Genomic DNA, 19373 nt, shown 5'->3' with positions numbered 1-19373 from the left:
CGCGCTAGCCGCACTTCACACCGGTGCTGTGGTGCGGGCAGTAGCCATTGGGCACCTTGTGCAAGTACTGCTGGTGTTCGTCCTCGGCCAAGTAATACTGGCCTGAGTCTGTCTCGCTGAGGAGGGTGACTTCGGTGGTGGTGGTGCCAAAGCCGGCGTCGGCAAGCTTGCCCGCATAGGAATCCACGAGCTTCTGAATCTCCGCGCGTTCCTCCTCGATCTCTGGGTAGAAGGCCGAGCGGTATTGCGTGCCCACGTCGTTGCCCTGACGGAAGCCCTGGGTGGGGTCGTGAGCCTCCAAGGCCTTGACCACAAGGTCGCGCAGGCTCACGCGCTGCGGGTCATAGGTAATCTGCACAGCCTCCGCGTGGTTGGTCAGCCCGCGGCAGACCTCGTAATAGGTCGGGTTTGGCGTGGTGCCGCCCGCATAGCCCACGGAGGTTGCCTCCACGCCTTCGGTCTCCCAGAACATCTTCTCGGCACCCCAGAAACAACCGATGGCGATGATGAGGGATTTCTGCCCCTCTTTCCACGGTCCGGTAATCGGAGTGCCCAGGACCGCGTGGGGCTGCGGGTTCTCAAGAACAGGCTCCGCGCGCCCGGGAAGAGCGTCCTTAGCTGCCACCAGCGTGGGTTCTGGCTTGAAAAGAAACATGCTGGGTTCTCCTTACACTTAGCGTTGTCCTCCCTCTTATACTCCGCCGCACTGCCCGCAATCCAGGTTTTTGTTCACGGCGGCTCCCATAGAAAAATTATTGTGGCCAAATTCTCATCCGGCCCCTACCATGGGGCCTCGTACCCCAAAGAAAGGATGAAACAAATGGCTGTTTACGAACTTCCGGAACTCGACTACGCATACGATGCCCTGGAGCCGCACATCTCCGCTGAGATCATGGAGCTGCACCACTCCAAGCACCACGCTGGCTACGTTGCTGGCGCTAACGCTGCGCTCGAGGCTCTGGAGGAGCAGCGCAACGGCGAGGCTAATGCTGACGCCATCCGCGCTCTGTCCAAGAACCTGGCCTTCAACCTGGGTGGCCACACCAACCACTCCATCTTCTGGAAGAACCTCTCCCCGAACGGCGGCGGCGAGCCCACCGGCGAGCTGGCTGAGGCTATTAACCGTGACTTCGGTTCTTTCGAGAAGTTCAAGGCTCACTTCTCCGCCGTTGCTACCGGCCTGCAGGGCTCCGGCTGGGCAGTTCTGGGCTATGACCACGTTGCTGGTCGCCTGGTTATTGAGCAGCTCACCGATCAGCAGGGCAACATCTCTGTGAACTTCACCCCGCTGCTGATGCTGGATATGTGGGAGCACGCCTTCTACCTCCAGTACAAGAACGTGAAGGCTGACTACGTTAAGGCCGTATGGAACGTCTTCAACTGGGACGACGTTGCCGAGCGTTACGCTGCTGCTACCAAGTAAGCACGACGGCCTCCTTTAAGGCCACGTAGCTTCAACCCGCGCTGGGACCTCTTCGTTGGGGCCTAGCGCGGTTTCGCGTTTTATGGACCACTCCCCTTCCGCCCTTCCCTATAGGGATTTAGAAATTAAACCCCCTTTTCACAAAACTGCTATGGCATAATTCACACCACTCGCACATATGGATGCGACATCTCAACTGACTCTCTTCAGGTGGTTTTGTGAACTCACTTCTTCTCGCCTTTATCGGACTCGCCATGATGCTGGCGGGCTACCTGCTGTACTCGCGCTTTCTTGCCTCGAAGGTGTATCAGCTCTCCGATAGCTTTTCCACGCCGGCCCACACCATGGAGGATGGCGTCGACTACGTCCCCACCAACAAGTACGTGCTGTGGGGGCACCACTTCACCTCGGTTGCGGGCGCAGCACCCATCATCGGCCCCGCCGTCGCCGTGATCTGGGGCTGGCTGCCAGCCTTCCTCTGGGTCACGCTGGGCACGGTCTTCTTCGCCGGCATGCATGACTTGGGCGCGCTGTGGGCTTCCCAGCGCCACCGCGGACAGTCCATCGGCACGCTCTCTGGGCGCTATATCGGCGCCCGCGGGCGCGCGCTCTTCCTCGTCGTCATCTTCCTGCTGCTGCTCATGGTCAACGCGGCCTTCGCCGTGGTCATCTCCAACCTGCTGATTTCCACACCAACCGCCGTCATCCCCACGTGGGGCGCCATCCTCGTCGCTTTGCTCATCGGCCAGGCTATCTACCGTTTTCGCTGGAACCTGACCATCGTCTCCATCGTGGGCGTCGCCGCTTTGTACGCGCTGATGATCATCGGTGACCGCGTCCCGCTGGCCCTGCCGGAAACCGTCCTGGGCATCCCGGACCGCGGCGTGTGGATCATCCTGCTCTTCGTCTACGCCTTTATCGCCTCCCTGCTTCCGGTGTGGGTCCTGTTGCAGCCGCGTGACTACATCAATGGCCTGCAGCTCTTCGTGGGCCTCATTATCCTCTACGGTTCCTTCCTCGTCACCCGCCCAGAAATCGTTGCGCCCACCGTCTCGGATCACGTCCCGGACAACACGCCTGGAATCTTCCCACTGCTCTTCGTCACCATCGCCTGCGGCGCTGTCTCCGGCTTCCACGGTGTGGTCAGCTCGGGCACGTCTTCCAAGCAGCTGGATAAGGAAACTGATGCCCGCTTCGTCGGCTACTTCGGCGCTGTCGGCGAAGGCCTCCTCGCACTCGGCACCATCGTGGCCACCACGGCCGGCTTCAAGACAGCCGCCGATTGGGAGGCCGTCTACAACGAATGGAATGCCGGCGGCGTCGACGCCTTCGTCCAGGGCGGCGGCGCCCTCATGAACGAAGGTTTGGGCATCCCCACCTCACTCTCCGCCACCATCCTGGCCACCATGGCTGTTCTCTTTGCAGCAACGACGATGGACTCCGGCGTGCGTCTGCAGCGCATGGTGGTCTCCGAGGCAGCCGAACTCATGGGCATCAACCTCAGCGGTCTGGTGGCCACCATCATCGCCGTCGGCTGCGCATTGGGCCTGACCTTCTCCACCGGTGTCGACGGCTCCGGCGGCATGCTCATCTGGCCGCTCTTCGGCACCACCAACCAGCTCATGGCCGGCCTCACGCTGTCCATCATCGTGGTCATCCTCACCCAGCTGCGCCGCCCGACCTGGCCGGTGCTGCTCCCACTGGTCTTCGTCACCGTCATGTCCCTGTGGGCTGCGGTGCTGCAGCTCAAGACGCTGTTCCAGGCCGGAAACTGGCTCCTCCTCGTCATCGATGCCGTCATCATCGTCGCCGCTATCTGGGTTATCGCCGAGTCCATCGCCGCCATCTCCCGCGCGCGCAAGGCCCCGCAGGTGGTGTGGAAGGACGAAGACATCGAACCTCCCTTGCCGGTCAATGCTCGATAAACTCAAAGCCTTCGGGCGCGGTCTCGACGAGTTCTATTCCGCGCCCTATCGGCGTTCCTTTGCCAAGGCACAGCAGGAGGAAGATGATCTCTTCATGCTGCTTATCCTCTCGGAGGCTCTCGGCCTGCCGAATCCCGCCAGCTATTACACCTTGGAGTTACTGCCGCTGATGTATGAAGATTTCCACGCCTGGCACACGCGCATGGGCATGGAGCGCTCACCCTTGAATGGAATCTCATGTTGTTAGCCCCCATCATGTTCTTCGGCGGCAAGGGCGGGGTGGGTAAAACCACGCTGGCCACCGCCACCGCGCTGCGTCTGGCTCAACAAGGCAAGCGCGTGCTGTTGGTATCCACGGACCCAGCGCACAACCTGGGGCACATCTTTGACACCGCGCTTGGCGACGTCCCAACGAACGTCCGCCCCAACTTAAACGTCATCGAGATCGACCCGGCGCGGGCGACGGAGGAGCACCTGAGGGGCGTCGGCAAGCAGATGCGCCGCTTCATGCCGGAGCGTCTGCACCGCGAGGTCGACCGGCACCTGGACCTCGCGCGGCACTCGCCTGGCACGCACGAGGCGGCGATGCTGGAGCGCATAGCGGAACTCATCGAAGAGCAGCAGGACAGCGGGGAGTTTGAGCACATCATCGTCGATACCGCTCCTTCCGGTCACACCTCGCGGCTCATGGCGCTGCCGGAAATCATGGCGGCGTATACCGATGGGCTTCTGGCCCGGCGCGAAAAGTCGGATAGGTTTGGCGCGGTGGTGCGCGGCATGACCTCGGCGGAGAAGGCGGTATCCGCCAGCTCGCAGGATCCGGTGGACCGCCGTAATCAGGAGATCCGTTCCACGCTGCTCAAGCGCCGCCGCCGCTTCGAGCGTTTGCGCTCCGTGCTTTCCGACGAAACCACGACCGCCTTCTTCCTCGTCCTCACCGCGGATCGCACCCCGGTGTTGGAAACCGCCGAGTTCTTCACGGACCTGAGCTCCCATGGCGTGCACTGCGGTGGGCTGCTGGTCAACCGCCGCACTCCGGAAAGCACGGAAGAGTTTCTTCAGCAGCGCCGCGCCTCGGAGGATGCGGCCCTCGCGCTGCTCGCGGAGAAGCTGCCGGGCCAACCGGTGCACACCATCCCCTGGCTGCCCCACGAGGTCTCCACCCCAGAGGCGCTCGCAGCTCTGGCCGCTGAGCTTCCCTTCGATATCTAGTCGGCGCTGCGTGCCACGACGAAGTCCTTAAAGTGCTCGACCGGCGGAGCATCATCGCCTTCGCGCCACACCAAGCCCAGCTCGCGGTAAGCCGCGGGCTGCAGGGGCACGGGGTTGCGGGCTTTGAGGTAGGGGTCATCGAGTGGCAACAGAGCCGATCCCAGCCCGGCGGCCACGAGGCCCGCCACGGTGGTGAGCTCCATGGATTCGAAGACGAGGCGCGGGGTGAAGCCGGCCTCGCTCGCTAGGGAGTCGAGCAACATGCGCGTTCCATAGCCCGGCAGCATGCCGATGAAGGGTTCATCGCGGAAGTCTTCCATGCGCACCCCGTCTCGCCCTGCGGCCCAATGACCTTCCGGAACCGCTAGACCGAGGCGTTGCAGTTTGAGCTGGTGCCACCCTAGCGGTCCGGGGGCCGTAGGGCGGGGGCCGACCAGCGCCAAGTCGGATTCGCCGGCGGCTACCCTCTCCACGAGCTCGCGGGCCGCACCCTGGTGCAGACGGATATCCACGTGGGGATGCTGGGCGCGGTAGGCCTTGAGCAGCTCCGGGACCATCCACGTGCCCAAGGAATGCATGAAGTCGAGGCGCACGGTGCCGCGCTCCGGATCCATGAGGCGGGACACGGCATCGCGCGCGGCAGCTTCGGACATCAACATCCGCCGAGCGTGTTCCACGAATGCCTGGCCGCGGGCATTCAGCCGCAGGCGCCGGCCGCTGCGCTCGAAGAGGCTGGCCCCCACCTCCGCCTCGATGCGCTGCACGCGGCGGGTCAGCGCGGATTGGGAGAGCCCGAGGGCGTCGGCAGCCGCGCCGACGAGTCCATGGTCCGCCACGGCGACCACGCCGCGCACATCCTCCAGGTTCATGCACACCTCGCATGCTTTAAGTAACTTTCGGACATTTTACACATAATCCGCGCTAGACCATGCTTGATGCATGACCAGAACGCGGCGCGCCACCATTGCCATGCTCTTCGTGGGCCTGGCAATTTTTTCTTGCCTCTACCCCACCCAAGCCATGCTGCCCACCCTGGTGGAGGACATGGGCATGTCCCCCACCGAAGCCGCCATGACCATCTCCGCGGCCACCGGTGCGCTGGCTATTTGTGTCATCCCCGTGTCCATCATCTCCGAGCGCATCGGCCGCGGAAAACTGCTGCTTGTTTCCACCATCGCGGCCACGCTCATCGGCATGCTTGTGCCGCTGGCCCCCAATCCAGAGACCCTCATCGCCACTCGCGCGCTCCAGGGCGCTGTCATCGCCGGTGCACCCGCTACCGCCATGGCCTGGATTTCGGAGGAACTCGAAAGCTCCTACGTCGCCCGCGCCATGGGGCTGTACATCGCCGGCACCACCATCGGCGGGCTGACCGGCCGCCTCATCCCCACCGGGCTTCTCGAGCTCACCTCCTGGCGCTGGGCCCTGGCCGGCTCCAGCCTGGTCACGCTCATCCTCGCCATCATCGCGGCAATCTTGCTGCCCTACCAGCAGAATTTCACCCCAAAGGAAATCCACTTCCGCTCGGAACTGCGCGCTATCTTCCGCCATGCCCGGGATACCCGCCTCATCCCCTTATTCATCGTGGCCTTCGTGGCCATGGGCACCTTCGTGTCCCTCTATAACTTCCTGGCATTTAGGCTCATCAATCACTTCCACCTCGCGCCCGGTTTGGCCGGCTTGGTCTTCCTCTTCTACCTCACCGGCACGTGGTCCTCGGCGCGCGCCGGCCGGCTGGTTACCCAAGTGGGCCACGCCAACACGCTTCTGCTGTCGTGCCTGCTTTTTGCCGTGGGCATCGCGCTATGCATGGGCTCTTTAATCCCCACCCTGCTCGGCATCGTGTTATTCACCATCGGCTTCTTTGCCGCGCACTCCACGGCCTCGGGGTGGGTGGGGCATATCGCTACTCACGACCGCGCGGAGGCCTCCAGCCTCTACGTCTTCTTCTATTACCTGGGCAGCTCCATCCTGGGCGCGCTGGCCGGTGTGCTCTTTGATTCCTTGTCGTGGACCGGCTTCATCGCCGTCTACACCGCCCTCGCCGCGGGCATCGCAGTATTGAGTTGGGTTGTGAGAAAAACCGGATAAACTCGTGTTTTATGGATAAGTGGTCGCCGCGCACATGGCATAGGAAAGCATCCCGCCCGGTCAGCCTGTGGATGATGGTTTTTCTTCTCGCCGGCGCAACCCACACCCTTATCCCAAACTACCGCTGGGTCCTCATCCATCTCTTCACCCTGGGCATCCTCAGCAACAGCATCGTGGTGTGGTCCCAGCACCTCACCGAAAAGTTCGTGCAGCTCAAAGTTCCGATGTCGGCCCGCCCTCGCCAGCTCGCGCGGATTTATCTGCAGAATTCCGGCGTTATCCTCACCCTCGTGGGCCAAATCCTCAGTGAATATTGGGGCCACCACTGGGTGCTCACACAGATAGGCGCCACACTCGTCGCTCTTGCGGTGTCCTGGCATGGGTTGGCCCTCTTTGCTTTGTGGCGCCGCGCGGAATCCAAACGATTCCGCCCCGTCGTCGCAGCTTATGTGGCCTCGGCCTTCTTCCTTGCCGTGGGCGCTACTCTTGGCGCATTCCTCGCCACACACCCCTCCCATCCGCGCCTGCTCATTGCACACGTTGCCGCCAACATCGGCGGTTTCGTCGGCCTCGCAGCCGCCGGTTCACTCACCATCTTGTTCCCATCTATCTGGCGCACCAAGGGAATCAACCCACACATGAGCCTAAGCTTCACGCTGCTGGCGCTGGGCGTGGTGACCACCGTGATCGGCAGCGCGTGGAATGTACCGCAAGCGGGTCTGATCGTCTACTGCGTCGGCTGGGCGCTCAGCCTGCAGAGCTGGCTGCTCAATGCCCTCACCGTGTTCCGAGAACCACGCGGGCGCATCACCTTCCCGGCGCTATCTGTGCTCTTTTCCTGCTTCTGGTTGCTCGGCAGCCTGGTGTATTACACCACCCAGCATTTCTTCTCCAGCGAGCCACAGATTCCCATGCTCGCGCTCGTCGTAGGGTTTGGCGCCCAACTGCTCATCGGCGTCATGGGCTATATGCTGCCCACCACGATGGGCGGCGGCCCTTCAGCGGTGCGGGCTGGCCTGCGCGAATACAACCGCTGGGGGCTGGGGCGCTCGGTCTTCATCAACGGCGGGCTTGCCCTGTGGCTGGCCACCTCCAGTTCCCTCACCATGGTTGCCGCCTCCCTGCTCTGCCTCGGTTCCATGGCCATCATCCCCGTACTCACCGCTCGCGCGGTCAAGGCTCAGAAAGCCGTGCTCCTCAAGAAGGCCGAAGGCCCAGCGCCCACGACCACCACGGACTGGGACCAGGTGTGGGTGGCCCTTGCGGTGCTCATTATCCTCGGCGGACTCAGCCTCATCCTGTAGATCCCCAGACCTGAAACCCGCAACCTCCTGGGGTGGGTGGTGGGGCGTCGGCAAGCGCTTGGCGACGCCCACCTGCAGGTTGCGGGTTTCAGGTCTGGGGGCTTGCACACGGGAGGGCAGGGAGAAGCTAGGGCTCGAGGGATGGCACTCCCGGCGCGCCGTGAGACATCCACTCGCGGACGGCATGGGTCGCGCGCACATCGCCGGCGTTATAGCGCAGAATCTGCGCACGCGCGTCCGTGTCACCGGCGAGGGCGGCTCGGCGGGCATTGACGGATTCCTCGCCATCGAACTCTTCCGGCCATTCAAAGCCAGCGACGGGCGCCACGGTTTTCAGCCCCAGGCCCGCAGTGCCGGCGAAACTGCGCTTGACGTGGACGAACATGTCCACCCATTCCTCTGAGGAGATGAATTCCTCGACCTCCTCCAGGTTCGGAGAGGAAAAGCGCTGGGCGGACCTGCGCATCCAATGGTTTTCGCCGTGGGCGGAGTAGCAATAGGCCGCGAAGGTCTTGCCCGCCGCATGCGCGTCAGCGCGCACCCCCATGAGCCACTCCCAAAACTCGGCGAAATTCTCCGCCTCGGACCGCCCTCCCAGCGGATCCCAGGTCACAAAGGGGTGGTACTCGCCGTCCAGGAGCGCGCCCCACAGGTAAGCACCTTGATCCAGGTAGGCCTCCATATCGACGTCGACTTCCACATCTGCGCGGGGAACGCTGATGCGGCCGCGCCGCAGCAAAGGGACGCCCTCACGCCACGCAGCAGCAAGGGCGGAGGGGGCGCCGAGGGAGGCGTCGATAAGCCCCTGCACCGTCGTGATGCCGCGCTCGCGGTAGGGGTTAGCGCGGTCGCCCGGCAGGAAGAGGGAGATATCATCCCGGGCCTCCAGCTCTTGCTTACACAAGGGCCAAAAGCGGCAGGAGGCGCACTCCTTGACGCGGCGCGGCCCAGCGGGAAGCGGCTGTACGAGCGCCTCATCGATGCCGAAGCGCGAGGTATCCGTGACGAAAGCCTGACCGCGGTCCTGCCCAATCGCCGCACCTCTGCCAGAATTCAGGCCGACGTCCTCCAAACCCCGCGCGGCCAGGGCTAAGCGGTAACCATCGACGGCATGATGCTTAATCTTGTATTTCGCCGGCAGCGGCTCACTCAGCCCCAAGCGATGCGTGGGGACAACCAGCGTTCGCGCACCCTCGTGCGGGCGGGCCACGCGGTGATCGGAGACGATAACAGGGCTGTACTTATCACCATCCCGAACCAGAAGCTCCACGCGCACCATCCACTCCGACGTGGAAAAGACGGCGTTGGTGATGTGTGTGTAACCGTGAGCCAGCGCCTCCAGCGTGGCAAGCGCCCGCTCGAAATCATCCCCCTCCAGATCAATCCGGCGGAAACGGCCAGGCCCCTTCTTGGGAAGGCGAGCGAGCGCGGCATCGATAGCCGCGGCGTGGCGCTCCGCCCGGGCTTGGCTCACCGCGGTGCGTGGGATCTCGGGATGCGCGCGGCGCTGCACCAAGCGATAACGGCAGCCCACGAGGTCCGTGGCGACGAGCACATCCTTCACAGCAGGTGAGCTTAGTAGACCACCTTGCTAGAGTTGTAGCGAGACCCTAAAGATAGATTATTTAAGGACGTTTCAATGGGCATTATGAAGAAGATCCGCAAGGCCCGCCGTGAGGCCCGCGCCGAGATCAAGGCTGCCAAAACCCGCGCAAAGGCAGAGGTAAAGGCCGCGGATAAGGCCAAGCACCGCCAGCAAAAGCTATTGGCCCGTCAGGAAAAGGCGCTTATCAAGTCCGAGGAAAAGGGCCTAAAGAAGCGCCGCAAGCACGAATACAAGATGGCCAAGAAGGAACTCGAGCGCATTAAGGAAGGCCGCTTTAATAAGAACAATGTCAAGCGTTATGCCGGCGCCCTGCGCACCGCAGCACCCCTTCTTTTGCCTCTCCTTTACCGCGGCATCACCGTTGCCCAGCGCGAGGTTGAGAAGAAGCGCGCGCAGAAGGCCGGCGTCAGCGCCGAGCAGCTGGCCTCCTTCTCCGGCCACGGCGCACCGCTCAAGGCCCGCACCGCCGGTATCCGCAATTCGCTGAAGGATGCGCAGCTTCCCGCCGGTTTCAAGCGCGACGTCAAGGAGCGCCTCAACGAGCTTGATTCTGCGATCGACAATGCCGAGTACATGACCGATCAGCAGCGCCAGCGCGCGCACCGCTCCATCTCCGGTGAGATCGACTCGCTCAACGACGAGATCCAGTCCAAGCTGCGCGCATAGCCGCTCACACGGATTCTCTACGCCTTCGGGCCGCTGCCTTCCCCGCTTTTAGACGGTGGAGGATATGCGGCCCGAAGGCTTTTTCTTTCGCGCTCAAAACCCCTTTTTGAAAACCCACATTAGCGGCGTCACGGAATTTGTTTTCGTTCTATAGTTAATAGCGGGAGAATCAGTTTAGAGCTCGAATGGAGAAACATGGCACGCCGCGAAATCACCCAGTTTTTTGACGATATTGATAATTCGCCCCTCAACGAAGATGAAGTGATCGTTATCCGCTTCAGCGTTGACGGTAAGGATTACCTCCTCGACGTCTCGCAGGAGAATGCCGACAAGTTCCACGCCGCCCTGGAGCCTTTCGTGAAGGCTGCCCGCCACCCGGTCAAGAAGGACACTCGCCGCTACAAGCCGGCCGATGTCCGCGCGTGGGCCGCCAAGCACGGCTACGAGGTGGCCGAGCGCGGCAAGATCCCCAACGACGTCATCTTGGCGTACCGCGACGCCAACAACCTCTAAAGAACGCCCTGCTCGCGTGCTGCCGCCACGGCGGAGGTGCGGGAGCGCACGCCCAATTTGTCATAGATGTGCACCAGGTGAGACTTCACCGTCGCCTCCGACAGCATCAGCTCCACCCCGATCTCACGGTTTGAGGAACCCGCCGCGACCAGCTTCAGCACCTCGAGCTCGCGCGGGGTGAGCGAGGTGCGCGGCGTGCGCACGCGGGTCATCAGTTTGTCAGCAACGACGGGCGAAAGCGCCGAGTCACCTTCCGCCGCCGAGCGCACCGCCGCGAGCAGCTCTACCGGCGGCGCGTCCTTGAGCAGGTAGCCCACCGCGCCCGCCTCAATTGCGCCGAGGATATCCGCGTCGGTGTCGTAATTGGTCACCACGAGCACCTTGGGGGGATTCTCCATGGAGTAGCGGATAGCGGCGGTCGCTTCCGCGCCACCCATGACGCGCGTGCCCTCGATCCCCGCACCAAAACGCAGGTCCATGAGGAGAACATCGATGCCACCCGCTTGGGCTGCGGACACAGCGGCTTCGGCCGTAGCGACTTCGCCCACAACCTCGATGTCCTCAGCCCCCTCGAGCACCGAGCGTAAACCTAGGCGCACGATCTCATGGTCGTCGGCAAGCAAGACCCTAATCACGGGCTTCCTCCTCATTGGTACGGTGTGGACAATTTCCTAATCTACATCGTTGTTTAAGGGCACACTAACTGAGACCGCCGTGCCACTTCCCGGCGTGGATTCAACCACGACCTCGCCGCCGAGTTCCGCCGCACGTCGGCGCATGGCGGATAAACCAATATGGCCCAGCCCCGCCGGTTTATTTTCCACCGCCTCCACATCAAAGCCCTGGCCGTTATCCACCACGTCCACACGCACCTCGTCCGGCGCATACGTCACGGTCACCCGAGCCTTCATGGCGTGGGCATGCTTGACGACGTTCCCCACCGCTCCCTGCGCAATCCGCAGCAACGCGGCCTCCACCTTCATGGGTAGCTGTTGCGCATCGCCTTCTACGTCCACTGAGACGTCGAGCCCACCGGTCGCCGCAAAATTCTCAGCCATCCTTGTCATGGCCGCCCCCAAGGAGGTTTCGGACAACGCCGCCGGCTGCAACGCCGCAATCATGGCGCGCGCTTCGTGGAGGTTATCCGCTGCTGTTCGCCGAGCCAGTTCGATGCGTTCCTGCGCCTTGGGGATATCCTCCTGTGCGAGATCGCGGTCAGCGGCATGCAGGAGCATCTGAATGGAGGACAAACCTTGTGCCAGCGTGTCGTGGATTTCGTGGGCGATGCGCTGGCGCTCAGCGGTCATGCCGGCCGTGCGCTCGGACTCCACGAGCTGGGACCGGGTCTTCATCAACTCCTGGTTCATGCGGCTCAACGCCCGGAAGGCATAGGTAATGGCAATCGTCACCAGCGCCGATACCGCCGGGCCCATGATGCCGCCGAAGGAGAGCCCGCCCGGTACTTGCACCAGGATGGTCACCGCCGTGGCCGCGAGCACGCAGATGATGCCGGGGATCATCTCCAGCACATAGAGGTAGACAAAGTACAGAGAGAACACGAGGTAGATGGCCGCGGGCGCCACCGCTATATCCGCTAACCACAAGACCGTGAGGATAACCATCCAGCCATAGCGCGCGACGCGCGGCAGGGCCTCCATATAGGCCGAGCCCCCGAAGTACACCACCGCGAAGGAGACCAACAGCAAAAGGTTGAGCACGCCCTGCCACAGCGGCAGGCGCACCGTCATAAATATCGCCACCACCAGCAGCGTCGCCGTCAGGACGTGGATACCGTTGCGCAGTGCATCCGATTCAACCGAGCGCTGGTCTAGTGTGGACGTCATGCGCCACAGCCTACTTCCCCCACTCGCCGCCTGCCTGATCGGCATAGGCTTTGCCGCGGTGGGGTGTTCGGATGCAGCCGACCCCGCCCCCAGCACCGAGGCCGCCAGCCCCGCGTCCGACACAAACTCAGGCGATGGCCTGCCCATGGACGCTACCGCCGAGGTCAGTGACTGGGAAGACTGCCCCTACCTGGACACGCAGTGGGTGGCCGATACGAATGGGCAGAGGATGACCCGGTGGGGCATCGACAAGCGCTTTAGCACCCCCGCCTGCGTGTTCTGGTCCTACCCCGAGGAACCACAGGTTACCGTCCTAGCCCGGCAGATGCCCAGCGTCGACGAGGCGCGCGCGGTCGTGGATTGGGCCGCACCGGTTGAAGATACGGAGCTCGCCGAATTCGATGGTTGGTCCGGCGGGCGCGGCGTCTTTGAGGATCACACGGTCTTTGCCGTCCAGAAGGACAACCACGCCGTGGTGGTGTGGTCGAATCAGCTGCAGACCCTCAAGCCCCAGCTCATAGCGCAGGAAGCAATCAACCGCTTAGGTCTGTAACGACCTAAGCACAGTAACGACCTAAGCATTTAATGGTCTAAACAGCGACTAACGCCTAAACGGCGACGTCATTATAGGGCATCTGCGCCGCTACCCAGGGGAAAATCACCTCCATGAGCAGGAAGAAAACCCCCACGGCGAGGGCCAGCGCCAACACCGCCTTGACCACGGTGGGGCCGGGCAACAGGTTCCAGAGTGCGCGATACATTAGTTCTCCTCCAAGACGGCGGGGCGTTCATTGTCATCTGCTCCGGGGGCTTTAGCCTGTCGGTCAGTCTCCATGGCGTGGATAATCATGCGCTCTGCGTTGGAGAACTGCGGATGGCAGGTGGTGAGGGTGAGCAGGGATTCGCTGGGCTCAGCCCCTTCCATCCCGGGAACAGGCTGGAGCACGCTCACATCACCCGGCAGGGTGATATGGCGCCCCTGAACAGCTTGGTATTCCGGCTTGGCTTGCTGCTCTGGGCTGAAGCAGTCCCCCGCAGCCCCTTCGATAGGCAGCACGCGGTAGGTAATCCAGTCAGTCGCGGTTTCGATGACGATGGCATCGCAGGTCTGCAGGTTTCCCAGGTCATTGAAGGGAGCGCCCTTGCCCACACGGTGCCCGGCTACCGCGAAATTGCCCGGCTCACCAGGCATCTGCGTGTCGGTATAGTGCCCCGGCCCGCGCAACAAATCGTCTTCGTCGGTTCCTTCGAGAACCGCGAACGCGAAGTCCGAGCCGAAGGCCGGGATATAAAGGCGTGCAAAGGCCTCACCGAGCTTCGGGGCATGGCCCGCTCCGCGTGGGTTGTGCCATTCTTCCTGCAGCGTCTCGTTGGCTTGGTCCTGCTTGTGACCAGACTCGATATTTGTCCAATAGGACTCATAAAAGGCGAAGAGAAGCAGAAGCACGCCGGCCGTCAGCATAAGCTCACCGATGACGGTCCCTACGGTCGGCCGAGTGCGCGCGGTGGGGTGGGGCATACCCATACCTTAGCCTCCCGGTAACGTATAAGTGCCCCATCACCCTGCAGAAAGAGGAGTAGGCGATGATCAACATCTTCATGTACCCGGTCTCCGGAATCATGAAACTGTGGCACTTGCTTTTTGGTTCCTTCCTTGACGGCTCGATGGCGTGGATCCTCACCATCGTCTTCCTCGTGCTCACGGTCCGCGGCATCATCGCTCCGCTGAATTGGCTCTCCGTGAAACAGGGCCGCATCGGCGCCCTCATGCGCCCGGAGATGACCGAACTCAATGAACACCTCACGCAGGCCGATTCGGTCGATGAGGCTGTCGACATCCTCACCCAGCAACGCGAGCTCAAGGAGCGCTTCCAGCACAACCCGCTGGTGGGTTGTTTCCCCGCCTTCCTCATCATCCCGGCTTTCATTGGCCTCTACCAGGTGGTTCTTCGGGTGTCAGGCTCCGCGAATGAACCGGTGGGGATGCTCACGCTTGGCGACGTCTCCTCCTTCCGCACCTCCACCGTCTTCGGCGTCCCCCTCACCGATTTCGCGCGCGAGCATCACGACTTGGTCCTACCGATGCTCGTGGCGGCACTCGTGTTCACCTCCCTCAACACGCTCATCACGCTCTACCGTGGCTTTCTTACCACGGTCTTCGATCAGAAGATTCCGCGCCGCTTGCTGTGGTTCATGGCGCTCATGGTGGTTCTCATCCCCTGGATGCTGTGGAAAGTGGCTTGGCATGGCCCCATCCCCGTGACCATCATCTTCTACTGGGGCTGCTCCTACCTCTTTACCCTGCTACAGACCTTGGTATATGAATTGATCCTGCACCGTCGCTATCCCCTACCGGAGGCCGTCCACGAACAGCGGCGCGACAGCATCCGGCGGTGGCGGGCTAAGGAAAAGAAGAAAGAGAAGAAAGCCGCTAAACAGCGCCTTAAGGAAGACCCTGCCCACAAAGAGGAGGTTGCTGCTGCCCGCAAACGCCACTCGGCCATCGTGGCGGAGGCACGCAAAATTGTTAAATCGAATAGTCAGCAGGAGGCGCCGAGAGAAGCTGAATAGCCAGCTGCTTCGCGGTTACCAGCGGGGCGACGTCGCGGGTCAGGCGGGCGCCGGCGAGCCCGCCATCGAGGAAAATGAGGATTTGGCTCGCCTGCTCCTCTGAGGGGTAGCCATTCTTGGCGTTGAGCAGGGCAGTGATCGTGGAATGCATCCATGTGCGGTGATCGACGCATGCCGCCACGATGCCCCGCTCGGCATCCGTCTCTGGACGCGGGTATTCACCGGCCGCGTTGAGGAAGTGCGAGCCCCGGAACTCCATGGAGGGTTGTTCCTCGATGGCCTTGTCGAAGAAGGCGAGGATCTTGCTCTCCGGATCGGTCGCGTCCTCGGTGCGCCTCTGCCAATCAGCGCGGTATTCCTCATCGAGGGCCTCGACGTAGGCGATAACGAGGGCATCCTTGGAGCCGAAAAGGGAGTAGAGCGACGCCTTCGCCACGTCGGCCTCGCGCAGGATACGGTCAATGCCGATAACGCGGATGCCCTCGGTGGTAAAGAGCCGCGTGGCGGATTCAAGTAGTCGGCTCCGCGGGCTCGGGCGGTTGCGACGCGACTTCTTTTCGGCCATTTCTTCTCCTCACATGACAAAACCGGTTCATCTATACAATATAGACAAACCGGTATGTATGCGAATTTTTACTTCTTGCGGCCCGTAATGGCTCCCACGATCCACAGCAAGATACATGCACCGACCGTTGCCGTAATGATCATCAGGAACCAGCTATCGCCGACGCTCTTGTTGAAGAGCGCTAGCAATCCGCCACCGATGAGGCCGCCGATAACACCAACGATGAGGTTGGTGAACAGCCCCTGGTCACGCTTCATAATCTTCTCAGCGAGCCAGCCGGCAATGATGCCAACAACAATCGAACCAAAGAAACCGAGACCGAGTCCCATGACACTCACTCCTTTGAATAACAGTAAATAGCGTTTATCTACGTACCCGTCCACCGTACGCGTTAAAACACCAAAACGTCTCGGGCACACCACTTATCCAATAAAAGGGCCCGAATCGTTATAGCGAGGTTATGCGATGGTTACTCCGAGTCTGGTCGAACCACCATCATCGGGCACGGCGCGGACTGCAGCAGTGCGCGGGAGGTAGAGCCCAAGAGCATGCCCTTGAAGCCACCGCGACCGTGGGAGCCCACAACGAGCAGCTGCGCACCTTCGGAGGCCTCCGACAGCGCACGGACCGGGCGGTCACGGGCGATAACCTTCTTAACCTGCACGTCCGGATACTTCTCCTGGAACTCCGCGAGGCGTTCAGTCAGCAGCTCCGCCTGCTCCTTCTCCACCTCAGCCCATTCAGCCTGGGCTGCCGAGAGGCCGGCCAGGGAAGCCTGAACCTGCATGTCCATCCAAGTGTGAACGGCAATCAGCTCTGCGCCGCGGGCATCTGCTTCCTTGAAGGCGTAGTCCGTTGCCTTCTGGGAGACCTCGGAGCCATCGACACCGATAACAACGGGACCGTACTTCGTGGATTCGGTGACGTGGTTATCCTCACGGACCACGACCACCGGGCAAGATGCGTGGGAGACCACAGATGCAGATACCGAGCCCATGACCATGCCGGACAGGCCGCCCATGCCGCGGGAGCCCATGACAATCATGGTGACGTCCTTGGACATCTCCAGCAGCATGTCGATAGGGGAGCCCTCAGCCACGGTGTGGCCGATCTTCAGATCCGGGGCAATCTTGTGAGCCTCGGCGCGGGCCTCCTCGATCTTCTCTAGGGTCTCCGCCTGGAGGTCATCAAAAAGCTCCTTCGGCGGGACCATGCCTTCGGCGTAGAGGAACTGCGGCATCGTGTAACTCGATGCGATACGTAGCGGGATACCCCGCTTCACCGCAGTATTTGCAGCCCAGCGGACGGCGTTCTTCGACGCTTCCGAACCATCAACGGCGACGACGACAATGTCTTCCTTTGCCATGACCTTTCCTTTCGAAGTGCTTACACCTCCAGTCTAATACCTACTGGCCGACCTGTGGGGCGGTAGCGGCATCAGCATTCGCTGGGAAAAGAATGTTGTAGGCAGCCACAGCAATATCACGAATGACGGCACCGATACCATTAGAGAAGAAATCGATGACGGGCGCGAGAATAGAGTTGAAATCCATGGGACAAAGAATATCGCAAAAAGGGCGTGGCGCAACACCACTTCCTATCCGCGATGGACTAAACCCCACTCACGCCCGCGTTGTCGAAGGCCCCATCACCGCGTGGGACTTTGTGCACGACCTCATCGTGACCCAACGTCACCGCCACCCCGACGACAACGACTCGGCCCTCCAAGCCCGCTTCACAGCGAACGAGGTTGTATCCCAAGACGGCACCCCGCTTAGTCCCGACAGCACCCTCGCCACCAACGCGATGGTGTACTTCTACCGCATGCCGGCTCCCGAAACACCCGTCCCATACGACATCCCAATCCTGCACGAAGACGAGCACCTCTTGGTCGTCGACAAGCCGCCCTTCATGGCTACGATGCCTCGCGCCCGCCACATCACGGAGACTGCCACCGTTCGCCTTCGCCGAATGACAGGCAACAACGAGCTTTCCCCCGCGCATCGCCTGGACCGGCTTACCTCGGGCATACTCGTCTTCACCAAGGACCGCACCGTTCGGGGCGCCTACCAAACGCTCTTCGCCGAGCGCCGCGTCACCAAGACTTACGAAGCCATCGCCCCGCTTGCCGACGTCTCCCCCGGCACCGTCTGGCGCTCCCGTATGGAGAAGACCCCAGGGGAATTGCAAGGTCGCATCGTCGAGGGCGAAGTCAACGCCATCACCGAGGTCGGCGGCGTGGAACCAGTAGATAAGGCACCGTACGAAGCCATCCACGGTTCACTTCCCGAGATAGCGAAGTACACTCTCAAGCCACAGACCGGCAAGACTCATCAGCTCCGGCTACACATGCTTCAGGCGGGCATCCCTATTATTGGTGACCCCATATACCCGGTCATTTTCCCTGCAGAGGCCGAAGACATGCGGATTCCCATGCACCTGACGGCGACACACATTTCTTTTGTTGATCCATTCACAGCCAGACCCCGAGAATTCTCCTCTCAACTACCGCTTGAAACCCACCATTTATTGAGCCCGTAATTAGGAACATTTAACCATTGTCAATGGCCTTCGACCTACCTTTCGAAGGCCAGGATCTCGCGTTCATTTCCAAGCGGACGCCCGGCCGCCTCCCACCAGGTGCCCGTGTCCCGCGCGCCCTTCCACCCGGCAACGTAGGCCACCACCAAGCCAGCGACCGGAACGACGACATCGCCAATCGGACTGAACAGAGACGCCGCAAAATCAATCACATGGTCAATCTGGAAGAACTCAAACACCATGCCGTAAAACTCACCCCGGCTATGCAGGTCCGAAACGCGCTTAGCCACGGGTTCAATCACTGGTTCTAGTCGGTCACGAATCGCCGGCCCGAAAAGCAAAAGAACAAAGGACAGCGCCGCCAATGCGAACTTCTTACTGAGTTCCCACGCGCCCGCGCGGTGGGGATGTGTGGCTAAGTCAACGCGCCTCTTCCGTGCTGACTCGTTGGCAACCGGAAGAAAGTCGATCCGCTTAAGGCCATCACAGAGTCTTACACGCGCTGAACGACTACCGGGCTCAAAGACATCTACAGTCTTGCCCGCGAAGAAGTGGCTCAGACCGTCCTCTTCCCACCCTGGGGCCGGCCTCTCCCTCAAGACCAAAGAATGCTCAATATCTTTCACCCGGGAGACAACCTGCCCCTCACGTATCAGACATGCAGCCGGCACCTTATCCATCAATCCACGGGGTGTAGGACACTGCGAAACCCGCGTCTGAATCTCATCCGAGGTAGCAAGACTTTCAGCACTTTTCTGAGTCCGCCAGAGCAGAAGCTTTGCCCCGTGCTGCAAGCAGGACATAGACGGTCTTTCCCTCATAGGGAAGTTCCCACAGGTCAAACTTGTCGGTCAAACGCAACGCCCCCAACTTTGACAGTCTGCGCGAACAACACCAATAACCACAGCCTCTACTGTAACTGACCCTGCCAAGGAAGACGAACAGAACAACTTCACCCCAGCATCGACAGACGTGGTGCCGAGGAGGGCCCTCATGACTCGGTCACAAAAAGCTATTTGTTCAGACCTGGAAGTGCAGACGTGGTAACGCATGCCGGTAGTGCTGGCAAAACGAAAAAGAGACCGTTAAAGCAATGATGGTGCTTTAACGGT

23 protein-coding genes are annotated in these 19373 nt (G+C 61.5%); 11 read left to right on the top strand and 12 right to left on the bottom strand.

The annotated features are described in order from the left end of the window. Positions 1 to 4 precede the first annotated feature (4 nt). Positions 5 to 655 carry a peptide-methionine (S)-S-oxide reductase MsrA gene (gene msrA, locus HMPREF2698_RS03775; protein WP_070562197.1) on the bottom strand — a complete coding sequence of 217 codons (651 nt, stop codon included), beginning with the start codon at positions 653 to 655 and terminating at the stop codon, positions 5 to 7. Between the two features lie 165 nt (positions 656 to 820). Here msrA and HMPREF2698_RS03770 point away from each other — a divergent pair, with 165 nt between their 5' ends. From HMPREF2698_RS03770 to HMPREF2698_RS03755, 4 genes are all read left to right on the top strand, one after another. Next, positions 821 to 1423: a superoxide dismutase gene (locus HMPREF2698_RS03770; protein ID WP_070523894.1), complete on the top strand. Its 603-nt coding sequence runs from the start codon at positions 821 to 823 to the stop codon at positions 1421 to 1423. Positions 1424 to 1641: 218 nt separating this feature from the next. Continuing rightward, the gene (locus tag HMPREF2698_RS03765) at positions 1642 to 3348 is read left to right on the top strand and encodes a carbon starvation CstA family protein (RefSeq protein WP_070562194.1); all 1707 of its coding nucleotides are present in this window, start codon (positions 1642 to 1644) and stop codon (positions 3346 to 3348) included. Next, positions 3338 to 3595 carry a cory-CC-star protein gene (locus HMPREF2698_RS03760; RefSeq protein ID WP_046647629.1) on the top strand — a complete coding sequence of 86 codons (258 nt, stop codon included), beginning with the start codon at positions 3338 to 3340 and terminating at the stop codon, positions 3593 to 3595. Before HMPREF2698_RS03765 ends, HMPREF2698_RS03760 begins: the two co-directional genes overlap by 11 nt. Further along, positions 3586 to 4560, top strand: a complete 975-nt coding sequence (locus tag HMPREF2698_RS03755; protein WP_070562191.1) for an ArsA family ATPase — start codon at positions 3586 to 3588, stop codon at positions 4558 to 4560. Before HMPREF2698_RS03760 ends, HMPREF2698_RS03755 begins: the two co-directional genes overlap by 10 nt. Here the strand turns inward: HMPREF2698_RS03755 and HMPREF2698_RS03750 are convergent. After that, positions 4557 to 5429 (bottom strand): LysR family transcriptional regulator, encoded by an 873-nt coding sequence (locus HMPREF2698_RS03750; protein WP_070562188.1) that lies wholly within the window; start codon positions 5427 to 5429, stop codon positions 4557 to 4559. The genes HMPREF2698_RS03755 and HMPREF2698_RS03750 overlap by 4 nt on opposite strands. A gap of 70 nt (positions 5430 to 5499) precedes the next feature. Between HMPREF2698_RS03750 and HMPREF2698_RS03745 the strand changes: the two genes are divergently transcribed. Beyond that, a complete protein-coding gene (locus HMPREF2698_RS03745) occupies positions 5500 to 6651 on the top strand; it encodes an MFS transporter (RefSeq protein WP_070562185.1) in 1152 nt (383 codons plus the stop codon). An 11-nt stretch (positions 6652 to 6662) separates the two neighbouring features. Then, complete coding sequence (locus HMPREF2698_RS03740; RefSeq protein WP_070562183.1) at positions 6663 to 7955, top strand: copper oxidase; 1293 nt, start codon at positions 6663 to 6665, stop codon at positions 7953 to 7955. Between the two features lie 127 nt (positions 7956 to 8082). Here HMPREF2698_RS03740 and HMPREF2698_RS03735 read toward each other — a convergent pair whose 3' ends face one another. Then, on the bottom strand, positions 8083 to 9519 hold the full coding sequence (locus HMPREF2698_RS03735; RefSeq protein WP_210386352.1) for a TM0106 family RecB-like putative nuclease: 1437 nt from the start codon (positions 9517 to 9519) through the stop codon (positions 8083 to 8085). 75 nt (positions 9520 to 9594) lie between these two features. On the opposite strand from HMPREF2698_RS03735, the gene HMPREF2698_RS03730 reads away from it, so the two are divergent. Continuing rightward, positions 9595 to 10227 (top strand): DUF6474 family protein, encoded by a 633-nt coding sequence (locus HMPREF2698_RS03730; RefSeq protein WP_070523907.1) that lies wholly within the window; start codon positions 9595 to 9597, stop codon positions 10225 to 10227. A 195-nt stretch (positions 10228 to 10422) separates the two neighbouring features. Further along, positions 10423 to 10740: a histone-like nucleoid-structuring protein Lsr2 gene (locus HMPREF2698_RS03725; RefSeq protein WP_070523909.1), complete on the top strand. Its 318-nt coding sequence runs from the start codon at positions 10423 to 10425 to the stop codon at positions 10738 to 10740. On the opposite strand, the gene HMPREF2698_RS03720 is transcribed toward HMPREF2698_RS03725, so the two are convergent. Continuing rightward, the gene (locus HMPREF2698_RS03720) at positions 10737 to 11375 is read right to left on the bottom strand and encodes a LuxR C-terminal-related transcriptional regulator (RefSeq protein ID WP_010188464.1); all 639 of its coding nucleotides are present in this window, start codon (positions 11373 to 11375) and stop codon (positions 10737 to 10739) included. The two genes, HMPREF2698_RS03725 and HMPREF2698_RS03720, sit on opposite strands and share 4 nt — an antisense overlap. Positions 11376 to 11411: 36 nt before the next feature. Continuing rightward, on the bottom strand, positions 11412 to 12584 hold the full coding sequence (locus tag HMPREF2698_RS03715; protein ID WP_070562181.1) for a sensor histidine kinase: 1173 nt from the start codon (positions 12582 to 12584) through the stop codon (positions 11412 to 11414). Between HMPREF2698_RS03715 and HMPREF2698_RS03710 the strand changes: the two genes are divergently transcribed. Continuing rightward, a complete protein-coding gene (locus HMPREF2698_RS03710) occupies positions 12583 to 13137 on the top strand; it encodes a DUF2020 domain-containing protein (protein WP_070562178.1) in 555 nt (184 codons plus the stop codon). The two genes, HMPREF2698_RS03715 and HMPREF2698_RS03710, sit on opposite strands and share 2 nt — an antisense overlap. Before the next feature lie 55 nt (positions 13138 to 13192). Here HMPREF2698_RS03710 and HMPREF2698_RS13410 read toward each other — a convergent pair whose 3' ends face one another. Further along, the gene (locus HMPREF2698_RS13410; RefSeq protein WP_168162985.1) at positions 13193 to 13345 is read right to left on the bottom strand and encodes a hypothetical protein; all 153 of its coding nucleotides are present in this window, start codon (positions 13343 to 13345) and stop codon (positions 13193 to 13195) included. Beyond that, positions 13345 to 14103, bottom strand: coding sequence for a class E sortase (locus tag HMPREF2698_RS03705; protein ID WP_070562176.1), 759 nt, complete (start codon positions 14101 to 14103; stop codon positions 13345 to 13347). Before HMPREF2698_RS03705 ends, HMPREF2698_RS13410 begins: the two co-directional genes overlap by 1 nt. Positions 14104 to 14168: 65 nt before the next feature. Here HMPREF2698_RS03705 and yidC point away from each other — a divergent pair, with 65 nt between their 5' ends. Further along, a complete protein-coding gene (gene yidC, locus HMPREF2698_RS03700; protein WP_070532600.1) occupies positions 14169 to 15155 on the top strand; it encodes a membrane protein insertase YidC in 987 nt (328 codons plus the stop codon). Here the strand turns inward: yidC and HMPREF2698_RS03695 are convergent. The 4 genes from HMPREF2698_RS03695 to HMPREF2698_RS13405 form a co-directional block, all read right to left on the bottom strand. Next, positions 15112 to 15720 (bottom strand): TetR/AcrR family transcriptional regulator, encoded by a 609-nt coding sequence (locus HMPREF2698_RS03695; protein WP_070523919.1) that lies wholly within the window; start codon positions 15718 to 15720, stop codon positions 15112 to 15114. The two genes, yidC and HMPREF2698_RS03695, sit on opposite strands and share 44 nt — an antisense overlap. 68 nt (positions 15721 to 15788) lie before the next feature. Next, positions 15789 to 16049: a GlsB/YeaQ/YmgE family stress response membrane protein gene (locus tag HMPREF2698_RS03690; protein ID WP_010188457.1), complete on the bottom strand. Its 261-nt coding sequence runs from the start codon at positions 16047 to 16049 to the stop codon at positions 15789 to 15791. 140 nt (positions 16050 to 16189) lie between these two features. Then, on the bottom strand, positions 16190 to 17086 hold the full coding sequence (locus tag HMPREF2698_RS03685; RefSeq protein ID WP_070523921.1) for a universal stress protein: 897 nt from the start codon (positions 17084 to 17086) through the stop codon (positions 16190 to 16192). Between the two features lie 40 nt (positions 17087 to 17126). Next, on the bottom strand, positions 17127 to 17273 hold the full coding sequence (locus tag HMPREF2698_RS13405) for a hypothetical protein (protein ID WP_167595824.1): 147 nt from the start codon (positions 17271 to 17273) through the stop codon (positions 17127 to 17129). On the opposite strand from HMPREF2698_RS13405, the gene HMPREF2698_RS03680 reads away from it, so the two are divergent. Further along, positions 17209 to 18261: a pseudouridine synthase gene (locus HMPREF2698_RS03680; RefSeq protein ID WP_083303781.1), complete on the top strand. Its 1053-nt coding sequence runs from the start codon at positions 17209 to 17211 to the stop codon at positions 18259 to 18261. The genes HMPREF2698_RS13405 and HMPREF2698_RS03680 overlap by 65 nt on opposite strands. A 35-nt stretch (positions 18262 to 18296) precedes the next feature. Here the strand turns inward: HMPREF2698_RS03680 and HMPREF2698_RS13585 are convergent, their stop codons facing one another. Continuing rightward, entirely contained in the window at positions 18297 to 18551 is a 255-nt protein-coding gene (locus tag HMPREF2698_RS13585) for a hypothetical protein (protein ID WP_246819430.1), read from the bottom strand. Between the last annotated feature and the right edge of the window lie 822 nt (positions 18552 to 19373).

This window comes from Corynebacterium sp. HMSC072A02, from assembly GCF_001810085.1.
GTDB classification, from domain to species: domain Bacteria; phylum Actinomycetota; class Actinomycetes; order Mycobacteriales; family Mycobacteriaceae; genus Corynebacterium; species Corynebacterium hesseae.
This window is presented reverse-complemented; position numbering and strand designations above follow the sequence as displayed.